Origin of the sequence: Bradyrhizobium sp. SZCCHNGR1005 (assembly GCF_032489995.1) — a bacterium.
Taxonomy (GTDB): Bacteria; Pseudomonadota; Alphaproteobacteria; order Rhizobiales; family Xanthobacteraceae; genus Bradyrhizobium.
Genome location: NZ_JAUEZC010000003.1, coordinates 532,993 through 549,638, shown reverse-complemented (window position 1 = coordinate 549,638; position 16,646 = coordinate 532,993). Strand labels below are relative to the sequence as shown.

17 protein-coding genes are annotated in these 16,646 nt (G+C 60.3%); 6 read left to right on the top strand and 11 right to left on the bottom strand.

From position 1 onward, the window contains the following. Nucleotides 1-169: 169 nt before the first annotated feature. From QXZ85_RS14985 to QXZ85_RS14965, 5 genes are all read right to left on the bottom strand, one after another. Nucleotides 170-457, bottom strand: a complete 288-nt coding sequence (locus tag QXZ85_RS14985) for a helix-turn-helix transcriptional regulator (RefSeq protein WP_315744104.1) — start codon at nt 455-457, stop codon at nt 170-172. Nucleotides 458-518: 61 nt separating this feature from the next. Beyond that, a protein-coding gene (locus QXZ85_RS14980; RefSeq protein WP_315769751.1) for an IS630 family transposase occupies nt 519-1,465 on the bottom strand; the annotation gives its coding sequence in 2 pieces (ribosomal slippage) (nt 519-1,126 and nt 1,126-1,465; 948 coding nt in all). A gap of 90 nt (nt 1,466-1,555) precedes the next feature. Further along, nucleotides 1,556-2,179: a hypothetical protein gene (locus QXZ85_RS14975; protein ID WP_316174374.1), complete on the bottom strand. Its 624-nt coding sequence runs from the start codon at nt 2,177-2,179 to the stop codon at nt 1,556-1,558. Nucleotides 2,180-2,183: 4 nt separating this feature from the next. After that, nucleotides 2,184-2,615 carry a helix-turn-helix transcriptional regulator gene (locus QXZ85_RS14970; protein WP_315704811.1) on the bottom strand — a complete coding sequence of 144 codons (432 nt, stop codon included), beginning with the start codon at nt 2,613-2,615 and terminating at the stop codon, nt 2,184-2,186. A gap of 11 nt (nt 2,616-2,626) precedes the next feature. Beyond that, nucleotides 2,627-2,845, bottom strand: coding sequence for a type II toxin-antitoxin system RelE/ParE family toxin (locus QXZ85_RS14965; protein ID WP_315704810.1), 219 nt, complete (start codon nt 2,843-2,845; stop codon nt 2,627-2,629). 988 nt (nt 2,846-3,833) lie between these two features. Between QXZ85_RS14965 and QXZ85_RS33775 the strand changes: the two genes are divergently transcribed. After that, nucleotides 3,834-4,175, top strand: a complete 342-nt coding sequence (locus tag QXZ85_RS33775) for a hypothetical protein (protein ID WP_409998225.1) — start codon at nt 3,834-3,836, stop codon at nt 4,173-4,175. A gap of 340 nt (nt 4,176-4,515) precedes the next feature. Here QXZ85_RS33775 and QXZ85_RS14960 read toward each other — a convergent pair whose 3' ends face one another. From QXZ85_RS14960 to QXZ85_RS14940, 5 genes are read right to left on the bottom strand one after another with little or no spacing between them, the layout of a single operon-like run. Continuing rightward, nucleotides 4,516-5,178 (bottom strand): helix-turn-helix domain-containing protein, encoded by a 663-nt coding sequence (locus tag QXZ85_RS14960; protein ID WP_315704809.1) that lies wholly within the window; start codon nt 5,176-5,178, stop codon nt 4,516-4,518. A 30-nt stretch (nt 5,179-5,208) separates the two neighbouring features. Then, the gene (locus QXZ85_RS14955; RefSeq protein ID WP_315704808.1) at nt 5,209-6,342 is read right to left on the bottom strand and encodes an iron-containing alcohol dehydrogenase; all 1,134 of its coding nucleotides are present in this window, start codon (nt 6,340-6,342) and stop codon (nt 5,209-5,211) included. Between the two features lie 14 nt (nt 6,343-6,356). Then, nucleotides 6,357-6,563 carry a hypothetical protein gene (locus tag QXZ85_RS14950; protein ID WP_315704807.1) on the bottom strand — a complete coding sequence of 69 codons (207 nt, stop codon included), beginning with the start codon at nt 6,561-6,563 and terminating at the stop codon, nt 6,357-6,359. A 4-nt stretch (nt 6,564-6,567) separates the two neighbouring features. Further along, a complete protein-coding gene (locus tag QXZ85_RS14945; protein WP_315768432.1) occupies nt 6,568-8,151 on the bottom strand; it encodes an NAD(P)/FAD-dependent oxidoreductase in 1,584 nt (527 codons plus the stop codon). Between the two features lie 29 nt (nt 8,152-8,180). Beyond that, nucleotides 8,181-9,629, bottom strand: a complete 1,449-nt coding sequence (locus tag QXZ85_RS14940) for an aldehyde dehydrogenase (protein WP_315765362.1) — start codon at nt 9,627-9,629, stop codon at nt 8,181-8,183. Nucleotides 9,630-10,172: 543 nt separating this feature from the next. Here QXZ85_RS14940 and QXZ85_RS14935 point away from each other — a divergent pair. The 5 genes from QXZ85_RS14935 (at nt 10,173) to QXZ85_RS14915 (ending at nt 15,626) form a co-directional block, all read left to right on the top strand. Next, nucleotides 10,173-11,654 carry a carotenoid oxygenase family protein gene (locus QXZ85_RS14935; protein ID WP_315768430.1) on the top strand — a complete coding sequence of 494 codons (1,482 nt, stop codon included), beginning with the start codon at nt 10,173-10,175 and terminating at the stop codon, nt 11,652-11,654. Nucleotides 11,655-11,667: 13 nt separating this feature from the next. After that, complete coding sequence (locus QXZ85_RS14930) at nt 11,668-12,357, top strand: glutathione S-transferase family protein (protein ID WP_315768428.1); 690 nt, start codon at nt 11,668-11,670, stop codon at nt 12,355-12,357. Between the two features lie 185 nt (nt 12,358-12,542). Beyond that, entirely contained in the window at nt 12,543-13,727 is a 1,185-nt protein-coding gene (locus tag QXZ85_RS14925) for an MFS transporter (RefSeq protein ID WP_315704803.1), read from the top strand. A gap of 61 nt (nt 13,728-13,788) precedes the next feature. Beyond that, nucleotides 13,789-14,214 (top strand): heme-binding protein, encoded by a 426-nt coding sequence (locus QXZ85_RS14920; protein WP_315768426.1) that lies wholly within the window; start codon nt 13,789-13,791, stop codon nt 14,212-14,214. A gap of 314 nt (nt 14,215-14,528) precedes the next feature. After that, the gene (locus tag QXZ85_RS14915) at nt 14,529-15,626 is read left to right on the top strand and encodes a hypothetical protein (RefSeq protein ID WP_315741993.1); all 1,098 of its coding nucleotides are present in this window, start codon (nt 14,529-14,531) and stop codon (nt 15,624-15,626) included. Nucleotides 15,627-15,634: 8 nt separating this feature from the next. Here the strand turns inward: QXZ85_RS14915 and QXZ85_RS14910 are convergent, their stop codons facing one another. Next, nucleotides 15,635-16,630, bottom strand: a complete 996-nt coding sequence (locus QXZ85_RS14910) for a LysR family transcriptional regulator (protein ID WP_315704800.1) — start codon at nt 16,628-16,630, stop codon at nt 15,635-15,637. Nucleotides 16,631-16,646 lie beyond the last annotated feature (16 nt).

Below are 16,646 nucleotides of genomic sequence, written 5' to 3'. Positions count from 1 at the left end.
AATGCGCGCATGCACGACAAATATGAGGTGGAAAGATGCGTGCAGTGGGCCGTCTCAACGCTCCTCGGTTGCGTCGCAAGGGATCAGAGTTCCCCAGCGATGATCGCCGGCAAGGCGTTACGCTATGATGCCGTGTCCGCCGACCCGCGATTTTGGCGGCGACGCATGTTCACGACGCCTTGCGTTTCTTTGCGCTCGGGCGCGGCGCATCTTCCTCGCCTGGCCCATCCGGCACCAAACTATCAAGCGTCACTTTCAGAGCGTTCGCCATCTTGCGCAGCGTTTGAACGTCGCCGCTCTTGCGCCCGACCTCGATCTCGGACAGATTGCCTTGCGTGATGCCCGCGCGTTTGGCGAGATCATCTTGACTCAAGCCGCGTTTTTTACGGAAGAATGCGAGCGGCGTTTTCGCAGCAGTGCTTTTGCGAAATCGGCCGTCCCCCGCTTGCTTAGACATTAACTGCAAGTGGTTGGACCATGAGATTCAGAGGTCGATCAAAACCTAGAGCGTTTTTCGATCAAGTTAGGTCATATCCTGCGGTTTTGAAGTAGTTGGCGCATTCGGCCGGTTCGAAGCAGTCTAGGCAGCGTCCGATGGCGTTCCATAAACCATCAACAGTTCGTTCCGCGGCGGCTCGAAGTAGCGCTTTCAGCTTGGAGAAGGCGTTTTCGATCGGGTTGAAGTCGGGACTATACGGCGGAAGATAGAGCAGTTTCGCTCCAGCGGCCTCGATCGCCGCTCGCACGCCTGCACCTTTGTGGCTGCTGAGATTGTCCATCACGACGATGTCGTCCTGCTTCAATTCGGGAACGAGAACATGATCGACATAGGCTTGGAAGGCGTCACCGTTGATCGGGCCATCGATCACCATTGGCGCCATCAGTCCCGACTGGCGCAGGCCAGCGACGAAGGTCGTCGTCTTCCAATGACCATGTGGAATTGAAGCCCGCAGGCGTTCGCCGCGAAGGGCGCGGCCGCGGGTTCGAGCCATATTGGTCGAAGCCCAGGTCTCGTCGATGAAGATAAGCTTGGTAGCGCTCAACTCGGCCTGCTTGCTTGCCCAGTCCTTCCGCTTGCTCAGGACATCCGGCCGCTCCTGCTCTGCGGCATGCGCTGTCTTTTTTTAAACGTGATGTTTCGACGAGCGAAGAAGCGGTGCAAGGCTGACACGCTGAAGCTATGTCCTTTGGCGGAGAGGGCCGCCTTCAACTCCTCCAGTGTCATGTCGGGCTTATCAGCAACCAGCGCCAGAATGATATCGGCTTGCGCCTCAATCGCCTTCGAACGCTGATCGCCGCCAAGCTTCTTCGGCGCTATATCGCCAGTTTCTTCCTCAAGCGCGACCCACCGGATCGCGCTTGATGCGCCCACTTGGTAATGGGCCGCAGCTTGCCGCCGCGACATGCCACCTTTAACTGCCGCGACAACCCGCTTCCGAAGATCGACCGAGCACGATCCTGCCATTCTTTGCCTGCCTCCGTTGCTGCTAGCAAATTGAATCAGAGCCGAACCGATTTGGGAATCCCTCGCGATTCAACCCGATCGCAAACCGCTCTAAATCCTGAACGTCACAATTTCACTGTCCAGTTTTTGGACGATTCGGTCGGCGGCTTTAACGATCTTTTCCGCAATTGTGCGATACTCGCCGAGGGGGTGAAAATCCCCGAAACCAGTGATAGGGACTTCCGCGGTGTCGGTTTCTGGAATCGACTTCAGCAATTTCAAAGCGCGCGGAAGTTCAGAGCGAATCAAATCAAGGTCAAAACTCAACGTGGCTGGAAACATCTCAAGATGGTTCCAGGCCTCGTCGAAGTCGGCTCGATCGGTCATTTGGATCTGTGGTGTGCTCACTTTGCGATGGGCGGACCACATATTGAAGCCGAGCCGTTGGACGACATTATCGGCTTCCTCCCGGAGCTTTTCGGCGGCATGGCGAAGCCTCAAATAGAGGCCGAGCTTCTTTCGTTCCGTGTCACGCTGTTCCTTTTCCCTGTCGAAATTGACCTTTGCCATCGCACCACGGTAGGCGAGCGTTCCCGCGCCAAGCGCGATGATCGCCGCCATCGGCGGTTGCCAGTCCTTGAGCTTAAAACCCGGCTCTGCCCCAGCAATGACTATCGTCAGGATTAACAATATCCCGACCGCGCTTGCGAGGCCTGCCAGTCTGTCAAAGTTCATTGCCTCAGGAGGCCTTGCGCTTTTTCGCGCGCGGGCGCGGTGCGTCTTCCTCGCTCGGCTCGTCGGGCACCAAACTATCGAGCGTCACTTTCAGCGCGTTCGCCAGCTTGCGCAGCGTTTGAACGTCGCCGCTCTTGCGCCCGACCTCGATCTCGGACAGATAGCCTTGCGTGATGCCCGCGCATTTAGCCAGTTCATCTTGGCTCAAGCCGCGCTTTTTGCGGAAGAATGCGAGCGGCGTTTTCGCCGCAAGGAACGCGTCAACCTCGTCGCTGCTAAAGGTTTCTTCCTCGCCGCTCTCAACGCGGGCGATCGAGCGGCGCAGGGTTTCCGCGTCGGCGGCGTCTTCATTGGCTGCGGCAACCAGTTGATCGTATTCCTTGCGGGACAAGATCACGATGTCATCGCCTTGCGGGGTTTTGGTCATCACGGGCATGTCGGTTGTCCTTAGTCATAAATCCCGCCACGCGGGCCGATATCGTGAATGGTGATGGTGTCGGCAGTCTCAGTAAACAAGATGCGAAAGTCTTGAACGCGCAACCGCAAACGATCGCTTCCGACCAGCGCCTTGACGTTGCGGGCTTGGGCTGCCGGGTTTGCGGCATACTGCTCGATCTTAGACCGGATCAGCTTAGCTCTGTTGGCATGGCGCTTAAGGGCGGTCATTGCCGTGAGGGTGTAAGCGATCGTTCTTATGGTGTGAATATTGCTTATAGCAATATTTTTGTCAATTGCTAATAGCGATATATGCGCCGAGGTGCGCAGGAAAGTTCATAGGGGCTGCGAGCATGGTAAGGTCGCACCATGGAAACGAAAGCTGAAAGGCCGGCGACCGGCCTTGCGCTTTGTCTCATAATGGGGGCGGGCGCGTTTATCCTCGGCACGGGACTTTCCGCAGGCCCGTTTGCGGCCTTGGCGGCCGCCGGCGCGTGTCTGTTTTTGCTGGGGTTTGCGGCCGGGATGAAGGTGCCTGTCACGCCACCGAAACCATAAATTCGGGTAGGAAATCAGTGGGGCGGTCGGGGGGATGCAGGTAGCGCCTCCCGCTACCATTTGAATTCGTTGAGATTTTCACGATTTCAAGCCCAGGAAAATCGACCCAAGAAAATCGACCCGTACAAAACATCCACGATTCCTGGTAGTCGCAAACAACTCCTCTGATCGAGGAAGTTTCGGGTAGCGCTGTGTAGTCGGAGACGGCGCAATCTGTTTCGCACCATGAACGATCTTACATCCGACGCGCTCGCCGTGAGCGATTTCCCACCGCCGTGAACCATTTCACACTTTCGGCTTCGGCACCCCGCCGGCCCCGCAGAGATCCTTTCGACGCCGTCGCCTAGACATCTGACGGCTTGCGCTTAGGGGCACCGCCTCGACGCCCAATCCGATCCCCGCAATGAGACGCCAAAAGAGCAGGCCCTCAGAGCTCGTCTGAAAGGCCATCACTATCGTTGCTGCGGTGTAGATGAGCGCCCACGTGAACACGAAGCGGCGTCATCCGGTTCGCCTGTCGCCTTCGCGGACATACCTCAAGGCGCGGTGCTCGGGCTGACGCCGCCGACATCGCGTGCAATCATTCAAACACAGATCCTTCGTAACCAGATCAAGGCGAGCCCAAAGCTAGAGATCGATTCGCTGAACATCATGCACAGCACTGGAGGCCGGCCTGGGATGCGCCATTCTAGCAAGGTCAACCGTGGGCAGCGATCTCTTGAAAAGCGGCATTCATGCGCGGCGCATCGTCGAGCCAAGCTTGATACGGGAACTCAGCCTGATTTCGCTGTCCGAGCAGCCCCAGACCAGGGCCCTTATTGAAGTGAGACAAATAGTGAGGAGGGCTGTGCTTCAGGACGTGAAGAATGGGCGCTGGCCAGCCGAGATAGTGGAGCAGGCCAGAAAGCGGTCCGGAAAGGGGCGCCAACGTGCTCGCTTAGATAGTCGTCCACATTACTGGGGATCGGTGCTTGTTTCCATCAAGCAAACACATGGCGCGTAGAGTAGGTGCCCTCATCGACCTCGCGACAGAAATCCCGAAATCACACACTCGGCCACGGACTGAATTGCGGGGAGGCCGACCCTCACTTCAGTCTAGAACGGAGGATAAGCAGACGATTTCTCCGGCGCAGTCGAAGCGTCCGGTTTCACTGTTAAGGCGTATTGCCGGCACCCCCAGTACGCAGCGGTGGGAAGACACCGCGCTCTCCATTGGGCGTCGTGAGGGATGAGTCTGCTGCTGCAGTCGCTGCGCGACCCGCGGGTTCGCGCGAATGAATGATGAGGGACAGATCTCTGCGCGCAGGTCGCTGGAGGCGGCCTAGCAATCTGCACTTACAAAACTACGCTCGTCCTGCATTTCCGGTCCGGAGGCGCGCGACGATCAACCCCGCCTTGGCTGCCTCGACGCCCAGAACACGCAGGATTGCCTCGGCTGCCATAGCGGGAATCGATTTATCCGGCCGGCCCAGGCCTTCGCGCATGGCTGCGCCCACGATCGCCAACAACATCGCGTAGAGGGCAGGGGAGTCGGCGGTCTTGAAATAGCCCTGCTTGATTCCAATCCGGACATCCTTGCGAATGCCGGAAAAGATCTGCTCGCGAAACTCTCCGAGCTCCGCAAGCGCGTTGACGATCAGGCGCCCCCATGTGGGATCCTGAAGGCCACGTTCGATGAACAGCATCGTTGCGAGCGCCACACGTTCCGTGCCCTGTTCGACCCCGGCAATGGCCTCGTCGACCTCGCGCACCAGTGCGGCGGCGACAGCACCGGCGACTGCCTCGATCAGCTCCGCCTTGTTGCGAAAATGGTAATAGAAGCTTCCGTTGGAAAGCCCAGCCTGTTCTGCCACTTCCAGAATCGAAGTTCGCTCGAGTCCCTTCTTGGCCAGGACAGCAATCGCCGTATCCAATATCAACGCCCGCGTCCGCAGGCGCTTGGTGTCGTCCTGACTTGCGTCCTGGAAGTGACGGGTTTTTTTCGTGCGGGTCGGATGCGTGCTCATTCGGCGTACGATAGCATAATCAGGCGGACGTCACACACCGATCACCCCATCGAATGAGCGCTGAATCATCTCCGTATATTCCGCCGCAGACGGGTGGTAGCGTGCGGTCAGGTTGAACGGGCTCGCATGTGCGCGCGAGCCCAGAGCTGAGACGTCGACCGCCCTGTAGCCAAGCTCGACCAAGGTCGCCGGCAGGTTCAGCGCCCGCATCAGGTCCGCGATTGCCGCGGAAAGCGACGCGCCGGGGGACAGTCCCAGCGCCTGCGCAATGGCCGCGGCCCGATTGGGGGCGTGACGGCTGACCAAATCCAACGAGCAGACCAGGCCGATGCCGCTCAACAGGCCATGATGGAAGCCCTGGTCGCCGCAGGTGATCGCGATGGCATGGGCCGGCCCCAGGCCCATGCCGATGGCCACGCCGCCCGCATAGGCAGCAGCCATCATCTCCGATCGCGCGCGAACATCGTCTCCGCGCTGGGTCGCATCTCGGATGGCCGCCATTGCTCGTTGGATGCCGTCCAATGCGAGCGCGTCGGCAAAGGGCGACATTCGGCTGGAAAGATAGCCTTCCACACAGTGCGAGATCGCGTCGATACCGGTGGCCGCGGTGAGCCGGGATGGCAACGTCAATGTCAGCTCCGGATCGAGCACTGCAAGATGCGGCACGATGGCGGGTGAGCTCATTCCCGTCGAGGCGGTCGCGGCATCCGGGTGGATGCCAGCATCCGGCGACGCCTCGCTTCCGGTGCCGGCTGTGGTTGGAATGACCGCAAGCGGGGCGCATCGTCGAGGCTTCGCCGCGGGATTGCCGGCATAGGCGCTGACGGTGCCAGGGTTGGTGGCGAGCAGCGCGATATATTTTGCAGTGTCGATCACCGAGCCGCCGCCGAGCGCAATCACACCGTCGCAGTTGCTTGTCCGGTAGAGCGCCGCACCCCGGTCGGCGTCCGAGAACAGCGGATTTTCGGTGACGTCGTTCAGGATTGCCGCGACGGTGCGCTGCTTGAGCACGGCGTTGACGCGTTCGACCACGCCGACTGTCACGATCCCTTGGTCGGTCACCAGCATCGGCCGCTGCATGCCGAAACGACCGAGCTCCTCGTCAAGGCAGGATAGAGCGCCGGCACCGAACACGGTGCGCGGAAGCTGCAATGATGCGATCATGTGCGGGCTGGTGATCATTTTCCGCTGAAGACCATACGCAATCCTCTCATGACAAGAGCCCAGCTCAGAAACCTGTAGCCGGCCCGCAGCTCGTCGCCGCGAAGCACGCCCTTCATCGGCATGGCACCCATGATGGTGCCGCCGACGACAATCCCATCCTTCGTCGCTTCGACGCTGGTGATCGTCATCAGCTCGGTCCCTTCGGGTGTGAAGATCCGCATCAGTTCACCCGATCAGACGCTCGAAGTTGATCTTCAGATCCTGGCATGCCCTGATCGCGGTCGCGCGGCCTGCACCGCTGACACTCGAGACATTGATCGCGGTCCCCGTGAGATAGAGGTTCTCGATCCCCGGTATCTTCAGTTTCGCGAGCTCGGGATTGGGGCGGTGGCCGCCGATCTGGTGCAGATATTCGCCGGCCCCGCTCACGTCGCCTTTCTGGAACATCGACGAATGCCGTGACACCTCCAATGGTGTATCGAAACGGCGGCCGATGATGTTCTCACGGGTGACGTTGGGCGCATATTCGCGGTAACGCTCAAGCAGCCAGTCGCCGATTTCCCATTGGCGCTCATCCCAGGATGCCGCGCCGGTCCGCAGCTCGAACGGACCGAAGCCATAGACGGTGATCGCGGCCTTGCCCGGGGGACATTGGGTTTCGTCGAACTGGCACTGCATATGCGAGGCGAGGATGGTGTCGGTCGATCCTTCGTTCCACATGTCGCCGTAACGATAATTGTCGAAGACGCGCAGGAATCGCTCGAGCGTGGGCGGCGCATAATTGGCCAAGATCACGCGCCCTGCGTCCGCGCCGGCCTTGTATTTCGGCGGCTCGTTGAGCGCGAGATGCTGGGGCATGATGGAGAAGGCGCCGGTCTTGACCCGCCTGGCGCGGGCGGCGACGTCCGGCGCCACCTTCTCGATAATATCGCCGATCAGCCAGGGATGAATCTGACCGATCACGGCGACGCGCGCTGTGATCTCCTCGCCGGATGCCAAACGGACGCAGGTGGCGCGGCCGTTTTGCACCAGCACCTTTTCAACTGGCGCTTCCGTGCGAAACTCTGCGCCGTGATCCGCGAGGCAGGCGACCAATGCATCGACCAGCGCGCCGCTGCCGCCTACCGGCACGCCGATCGGATAGGTATGGACCATGCCGGGCATGGTGTAGAGGATGAACCCGGTGCCCATCTCCTCCGGCGCCGTCAGCGTCTCCGCGGCGAATTTGAGCAGATGAATGATCAGCTTGTCGCTCTCGAACCATTCGCGGCAGATGTCGAGCTTGCTCATCTGCAGGGCGCGGAAGATCTCCTGTCCTTCGAGACTCTGGTCGAGCAGGGCGTAGAAGGGCCCTTGCTGCGGCGCGGGCGTGAACAGGCTCTGCGTCACCATCGGCACGATCTTCATGCTCATCGCCGCGAAGCGGCGGTAGGCATCGGCGTCCCTGGGCGAGATCCTGGCAATGCTCTCGCAGGTCCGCTCGACATCCTTGTAGGTGATCAGCGAAGAGCCGTCTTCGAACATCGTCGAATAGACGGCATCAGGGTAGAGATATTTCAAGCCATATTTGGACTGCAGCTTCAGCTCGTCATTCCTGATCAGAGGATTGGCCTGGATGTTGACGTGCAACGACGAATGCAGATCGAACTTGAAGCCGGGAGCCAGGATTTCCTTGGTCACCACGCCGCCACCGAGCCAGTCGTTCTTTTCCAGCACGAGCACGCTGAGGTCTGCCTTGGCCAGATAGGCTGCGGTCGTCAGGCCGTTGTGGCCGGATCCGACTACCACGATATCATAGCTCTTCGACATTTGATGTTCCTCGCGATCGCGGCCAAGGGTCAGATCGGATAGTGCTGGTTGGGATCCTCGACCGAGATCCACTGCACGTCGGTGAACTCGTGGATGCCCGGCGCGCCGCCGAACCGGCCATAGCCGCTGGCCTTCATGCCGCCGAGCGGCATCTGCGCTTCGTCATTGACGGTCGGTCCGTTGATATGGCAGCAGCCGAAATCGAGCCGCTGCGCGATCGCCATTGCGAGGCCGACATCTCGGGTGAAGATCGCAGAGGAAAGGCCATATTCGGTGTCGTTGGCGACGCGGATGGCGTCCTCGACGTCATTGACGCGCACGATCGTCGTTACCGGTCCGAAGGACTCCTCGTAGTAAATGTCCATGCCGGGCCTGACGTGATCGAGCAGCGCCGCATTCATCAGCGCGCCGTCCGCGTCGCCACCGGCGAGCAGCTTCGCCCCCTTTCCGACTGCGTCCGCGATCAGCGCCTGCACGCGATGGACGGACTGGACGGAAATCAATCCGCCGAGCGGGACATCGCTGGTTAACGGATTGCCCGCGACCAGAGTTTTGGCCTTGGCCGCCAGTCTGTCGCCGAATTCGTCGGCGACGGTGTGATCGACAACCACGCGCTCCGTCGACATGCAGATCTGGCCCTGGTGCATGTAGGCGCCGAACGCAGTCGCTGCGACCGCGGCGTCGATATCCGCATCTTTCAGCACAAGAATCGGAGCTTTGCCGCCGAGTTCGAGCAGTGCCGGTTTCAGATAGCGGGCGCAGGTTTCGGCGACAATCCTGCCGGTTCGCGTCGAACCGGTGAAGTTGACGCGGCGCACGGCCGGATGCGCGATCATCGCCTCCGCGACGGCTCCCGCATCCTGCGGCTTGTGCGTGATGAAATTGAGCACGCCTGGAGGCAGTCCCGCATCGTGCATCACCTGTGCGAGCTTGAACTGGGTCCCGGGACTGAGCTCGGAGGCCTTGAGAACGACCGTGTTGCCGCAAGCAATGGCCGTGCAAACCGCACGGACCGCCAGGATCACCGGCGCATTCCACGGCGCAATCGCCAACACCACACCGGCCGGACGTCGTACTGCCATCGAGAACATTCCTGGCTTGTTGCTCGGAATGATCTCTCCCTTCACCTGGGTGGTGAGACCGGCGGCTTCCCGCAACATGCCGGCGGCAAGTTTCGCGTTGAACACGTACCAGGACTTCGATGCTCCGGTCTCGCCGATCATGACGTCCCTGAATTCGTCAGTGCGCGCTTCGAGCAGGGCTGCAGCCTTCAGGAGAATATCGCGTTTTGCTGCTGGTGCCGTGGCAGCCCAGGCGGGGAAGGCCGCCGCGCAGGACGCGACGGCCTCAATGGCCTGCTCGGGCGTCGCTGCGGCTGCTTCCGTGACCAGATCGCCGCTGATCGCGCTGCGCCTCTCGAACTGCCCGGCCGCGCCGGGCCGCTCTGCGCCGTCGATAATCAATGATGCCTTGAGCATGCTTTCCTCCCAAAACCGCCGCGTCGGATCTGGTCCCGTCAACCAAGTCCGACGCTTGTTGTTTTTGAGAGTACTCTCGAAAACGACGGGCTGTCAAACTGAAGATCGTGAAAAGCGAAGAACACGGTCTGGATCTGTGATCCGGCGCCACTCTGCGGAACGGGTTAGTATCGAGAATGTCGATACATCTCATCGATACAATCCGTTTTGTGGTTTGAGGGACCATCCATAGAGTACGTATTCGAAAAATAGAAACATAAGAGTGGTCGATGGAGGGATGCTTCGCCTGGGTGGTGTCGATGCCGTCGTGGCCCGCGCGACTGACAATTCGGATGGGCTCTCGGCTGCCGTCTTCAGCGGTTATCTCCCGCATGTGAGGCGGATGAAACTTCAGGAAATCAAGCAGAGCGTTCCTGGCGTGTTTGCAGGGCGGCGGCCCAGCTGTGCGCGACGTCGATGACCGGCCCGATCATGGAATGATCGGACGCCGGCTTCGATGATCCCTCCCGCGTTGTCCCGATCTCGTTGTGAAAGGAACTCGAAATGAACGAACATGTGCGGCTGGCGGAGGGCCTGCAGTTTCCGGATGATATTGTCTTTCAGGGCTATGCTGCGCCCGTTCGGATCGAAGGCAGCGTTCACGATCTGGAAGTCGTCGGCGCCATTCCTCCCGAACTCGAAGGCGTCTATTACCGCAATAGCGCGGATCATGCCTATCCGCCGCTGCACGGCCGCGACATTTTCCTCAACGGCGATGGCATGGTGCACATGGTGCGGTTCGAGCGCGGGCACGCCGATCTCACCACACGCTACGTGCGCACGCGCAAGTTCGAGCTGGAGCGGGCGGCCAGGCGAGCGCTGTTCGGGGCTTACCGCAATCCGTTCACGGATTCCTCCGAAGTTGCGGGCGAGGACGCCAACACCGCGAACACATCCGTGATGTGGCACCACGGCAAGCTGTACGCCCTGAAGGAATCGGGCAGGCCGTATGAGCTGGATCCGCTCACCCTGGAAACCCGCGGGGAGAGCAATTTCGCCGGCCAGCTGAAGAGCCGCACTTTCACGGCTCATCCGAAGTTCGATCCCTTGACTGGCGAATGTATTGCGTTCGCCTACAATTGCGAAGGTGTGGCGAGCGACGAAATCGAGCTCTACAGGGTTGATCGCGAAGGCTGCTTCACTCGCACCGAGCGCTTCAAGGCGCCATACTGCTCGATGGTGCATGACTTCCTGGTCTCGCGAAACTACATCGCTTTCGTCATCTGTCCGATGGTGTGCGATTGGGAGCGCGTCCAGCGCGGCGAGTCGTATTGGCATTGGGACAGTCATCGAAAGACCTATATCGGCGTGATCCCGCGTGAGCGGGGCGTCAGCGCCATCCGCTGGTTCACCGCGCCGAAGCCGGCGATGCAGACGCACAGCTTCAACGCCTGGGAAGATGGCAGCAGGCTGGTTCTCGATCATTTCGTGACCGAGTCCGGCTGGCTGAGCCAGTTTCCGGACCTGCACAACCCTAATGCTCACGAGTTGCCGCCATTCGGCGAGCGCTGGATCGTCGATCTCGCGAGCGAAGCCGACCGCGTCGAGATTACACGGTTCATCGAGCACATTGGCGAGATGCCGGTGATCGATCCCCGCTTCGCGATGAGCCGCGCCCGGCATTACTGGTTCGGAACCAACAATCCGAAGCTCGGACCCATGCTGCCGTTTGGCCCGAAGGGGCCGCCCTTCACGTGTTTGGGTCACTTCGACGAGGGGACCGGAAAGCTGGACTTCTACTATGCTGGTCCCGATTCCTCCCCGGAGGAGCCGTACTTCGTCCCCAAGAGCGCCGACGCCAAGGAGGGCGATGGATGGCTGCTGTCGATGGTCGGTCGAAGAGCCGAGAACCGGACCGATCTGGTGATCCTCGATGCTCTGCATCTGAGCCGTGGGCCTGTCGCCGTCGTGAAGTTTCCGTGCCGTGTGCACGAGGGCTTTCACGGTACCTGGGTCGCCCAAAAGGTACTTGAGAGATCGCTGTGATGCGATCGCGCGAATGCTAGCACGATCGAGGAATCAAGCAGTGATAAAGCTCTATGGATCGTTGCATTCGCGGGCTCTCCGGAACGCGTGGATGCTCAGGGAACTCGGGTTGGAATGGGAGAATGTGCCGACCAATTTTCAGGATGGCAGCACGCGCACCCCGGAGTTTCTCGCCATCAATCCCAATGGCCGTGTCCCCGCGCTGGACGACGACGGCCTTCGACTGTGCGAGTCGCTTGCGATCAATCTCTATCTCGCACGCAAGTATGGCGGACCGCTCGCACCTCGCACGATGGAGGAGGAGGCACTCGCGACGCAATGGAGCTTCTGGGTCATCACCGAAATCGAGAAGCCGCTGCTGCTGGCTGCGGCCAACCGAGTTTTGTTCGAGCCTGCGAGTGCGCGACGTGAGGCCGAGGTCGAAATCGCTCTCGGCAAGCTTGCACGACCCTGGGGCGTTCTCAACGCGCATCTGCAGAGGCAGGCTTATCTTGTGAATGAGCACTTCACCGTTGCCGACCTGAACGTCGCATCGGTCATGACGCTTCTCCCGCTCGCCGGCATTGATATCGAAGCCTGGCCGTCCATGCAGCGTTGGCTGCGCGAATGTCTCGATCGTCCCGCGGTCGCGGACTGGAAGGACGTCAGCTTCAAGATCCCACGTCCCGAAACGGCGCTTGAGATGCTGCGGATGTTTGTTTGACGCGGAGCAGCCAGCAAGACTTGGTCGTGCGACGCGGATAGGGAATTCCGGTCGTCACGGGTCGCGGTGGTTTTGCGCAGGGGGGCTGTGCAACTGGGTACGATGGACGATCTGCCTCTTCGGAGATCTGTCCGGTAAAAACAAAAAGCTCGATACAAGCGAACAAAAACGATCGGGGAAGGAAAATGATTAAAACCACAAGCGAGACATGGCCAGGTCGCGCCGTCCTCCTGGTATCACATGTGGCGGGGCTCGCGGATCTTGTCGCTTTGCCGCTATGGGTCGGCGGTCTAGTCCAGTCGCATGGCTTTACGTCACAACAAGCGGGGTTACTTGTCACCCTCTATATCGCGGGCATTCTCGCCAGTAATCTGATCTTGGGACCGCGCTTCGATCGGGTCGACGGCAGGCTGGTGGCGGGTCTCGGCTTTGCTGTCGCGGCCGGGTGCTTCCTGGCAATGGCGCAACTCGATGGGCTCCTGGTGTTTACGCCTCTGCACCTCCTTGCCGGGCTTGGCGCTGGGGCAGGGCTCTCTTGCGTGCACGGCACGATCGGCCGCAGCCGCAATCCGCATCGGCTCTTTGCGCTGGTCAACGTCGGCGTGGGTGCATTCGGCATCCCGTTCTTCGCTGTCGTTCCTCATTTGATGACCCAGAGCGGCGTTGCCGCTGTCTTTATCGTCTTGGGCTCCTTGATGCTGGCGGCTTCGGTTCTCAGCGCGATCGCCTTTCCGCACAAGCTGGAGAGTGTGACATTGGCTGTGGTTGGGGAAGCCGAGCGGAGCCCGCTCGATACTCGCGTGATGGCCTTCCTGGGCGTTGTGCTGCTGACCTCCGCGCAGTCGGCCATCTTCAGCTTTATCGAGCGTGTCGGCTCCTATGATGGGTTTCCTGCCGCGTCGGTCGCGACGATGCTTGCAATAGCAGCCTTTATCAATCTTTCCGCTCCCGCTCTCGCCGGGCTCCTTCAAGGACGTCTGTCGCCAACCCACGTGGCCGCTTGTGGCATGTTCCTGCACGGCTGCGCATCACTGATCATCACCCACGCCACGTTGTTCGCCGTCTATGCGATAGCAGCCTCGACACCGGTCTTCCTTGTCGTATTTTCCCATGTCTTCATGTTCGGCCTGATCGCCAAGCTCGATCGCAGCGGTCACATGGCGGCGCTGACGCCGGCGATGATGATGATCGGCACCGCGATCGGGCCGTTTCTCGGAGGCAGCGTTGTGACCGGCTTCGGCTATCCGGCGCTCGGTATCACCGCGGCGATGCTGGCATGGGGAGCGGCTGCATGCTTCGTCGGCGTGCACTTGCGGACCAGCGGCGTCGAGACGCGGTCAGCGGATCTGTCTGCACGTCTTTCCGCCTGAAGTCCGCACAAGGAAGATGTGACGCGCACTCGAGAGTTCAAAACAAAGCAGGTCGATTTTCATGTCCGAACAGACGCGCCCGCTGGCTTACGGCGTCCCGATCACACTTTCGCGCGCCAAGGAGCTGGCAGGAACAGCCGTCAACGAGGCGACGAGACGCGGCTGGACATTCTCGATCGCAATCACCGACCCAAATGGCGACCTCGTCTATCTCGAGCGAATGGACGACACGCACCTTGCGTCATGGATGATCGCGATCGAGAAAGCGCGTACGGCGGCTCGATTTCGACGCCCGACAAAGGCGTTCTTCGATCTGGTGGAAGCAGGGCGTGTCTATATCACGACGCTCACGCCGGGACTCGTCGCAGTGCCGGGCGGCGTCCCGATCGTCGAAGACGGCAAGATCATCGGGGCGATCGGCACCAGCGGCGGGACCGGTGAGCAGGACGAGATCGTTGCGCTCAGTGCCGTGGCAAGCCTGACTTAGGCTGGTCCATATATCATCAAAAAGTCCTCGATAGTTCGTCGTTCCGCCGACTAATTATCAGTCGCGACCATCGGTCGTGCGAGATGTTGCAGCGGTGGTCTCTGCGCGGCGTCACCTGCTGAAGGAACGCATGCGGGAGCCAATCGATGGGATGCTATCAAGAACGACAATAGCTCGTATCGATCGATTTCGTTTGTTCGGAGAGCGCCAACTCTCCAGGATCGCGATGTTCATGCAAGCTCTTCAGAGAGCGCGGTTGGCCAGGATCCCGAAGAGGATCACAGCCGCCGAAAACAAAAAATGGGGGAGGATATATGGCATTTCGTTGCCACTTGCTTGCGTCTGTCATCATCGTTCAGCTGGGTGTGGTTGCCAATGCTGCGGACTTGGCTGTCAAGGCAAACCCGCCGCCGGATCAACCGTTCTTCTTCGTCGTAGACAATCGAGCGACCTTTTCATGGATGCCGAGCGGAACAACCCCCGGCCAGTTCAGCGTCAACCCGAACGGAACGGTCAACGGCACGACCGCGAAGCAGGTCTACGCGTTCACGCACTTCGACGCATGGGCCTACGGCACCAACTTCGTGAACATCATGATGCTCAAGTCGGGTCACAATGACCCGGCGTCACCCTGCATCAATGCTGGCGTCACGGTCAATTTCACGCCGGGAGATTGCGCGGGGGGGACCGAGTTCTACGGCTTGTTCCGAAGCACCTTCGGTTGGAATCAGATATTCAACACCAATGCCTTCAGTGTCGGACCGTTGCACAACGTGTCCTTCGAGATCGGCGCGGACGTCGAGACTGACAACATCTTCCTCGCGCCGGCCAAGCGCGAGGCCGTTGCCGGGCTCCAATTTGCGTTTGACTTGCCGTATAAGGGCTATTTCAACGTCGCGCCCTTGGTGTCCTGGGAATTCTCCAACCACAACGCGTTTACTCAGTGCGGAACCGCCTTTGCAGGCGGGCAGGTTGCCGGCGTCAGCTGTAACGCAACCGGCAATGTCAGCTACCACCCGACATGGGCTGTGGAAGCCAATTACTACATGGACCTGGGTTTCCTGCCGCCGTCCCTGCAATTCTTCTCGATCAGCGGACGCGCCGGCTGGTATGGGACCAAAGGGGATTCGAATGGCCTGCCGGCACTCTCAGGCGCTGGTCGGTTCAGCACGGCCAGCGCCGTCGAGTTCAACAGCGAGCCTGTCAGGCTGACGTTCGATGCCAGCAAGGCAATGATGGGTCCCAAATATTCGCATCTGGTGGATGTCTGGGTTGCCTACCGGTATTGGCAGAACAAGTTCGGTCTCGACCACAACGCCATGCCCGGCGTGTGCACTGTCGCCGCGACCGGCCAAAGCACGAACTCCTGCACGGAAAAGACGGTCTATAGCGGTATCACCGTGAAGTTCTAGTTCATTGCTCACGTGGCTGGCTTCGAAGCGGCGCTGCGATATTCACGCAGCGCCGCTCCGGACAAGGGTGGGCAGACTGGTGCGCAAACGGGCCATCGTGCCTCCACGTCGGCCGCCGAGGTTTGGATCATCTCGCGCAGCCACATATTGGCAGGATCCTTGTCGAGATGCACGGGCCACTGCAGCCTTTCGGTGATGGTTGGGAGCTCGAAGTCGGTCTGCAGAATACGAAGCGGCAGCCCTTGCGCGCGAGACAGGACCAGGCGCAACGGCAGGATCGCCATATACGGCGTGCCGACGATGAACTCGGGCACCAGCAGGAGACTCTGCAGGCGGATCGTTTTCGTCCGCCGGATCCCCACGGACTGGAAGAACTGATCGACGATGCGGACGCTCAAGCGCTCGTCGAGTGCAACAGAAACGTGGGTGAAGGCCGCAATCGCGTTCAGCGAGACGGGGTCCACCACCGCCGTATTGCCGGCCCAGACAACAGGAACGAACCGCTCCTCCCATAGCACGCTGGTGTTGACGGCGGCATGGAAGGGAACGTTGGAGCCGATGAAAACATCGAATTCAGCGGCGGACGCACGCTCACGCGTGTCCGGAAGCGGCAGTTGGGAAATCGAAATACCCGGCGCAGCCTGGGCGACCCGCTTGATGAGATTGGACAAGAGAATACCGGCTACGTAATCCAACGCGACGACCGCGAAGTCGTGCTCTGCGGTTTCCGGCGTAAACTCGGCGCGCGCCAGCGCTATCGTACGGGCGCGCGCCACGAACTGATCGACCGAGTCCGCGATCTGCGCGGCGAACGGGGTCGCCAGCATCTCGCGGCCGGATTGAATCAGGAGGTCGTCATCGAAGTGACTGCGTAACCGCGCCAGCGCGCTGCTGATCGTGGACTGAGTCAGGTTGAGTGTCTCGGCGACCCGGCTGACGTTCCTCAGCTTGAGCAGCAGGTCGAGGACCAGCAGCAGGTTCAGGTCCAGTCTATGGCACCGCATGGGCCCTCCGCTGACG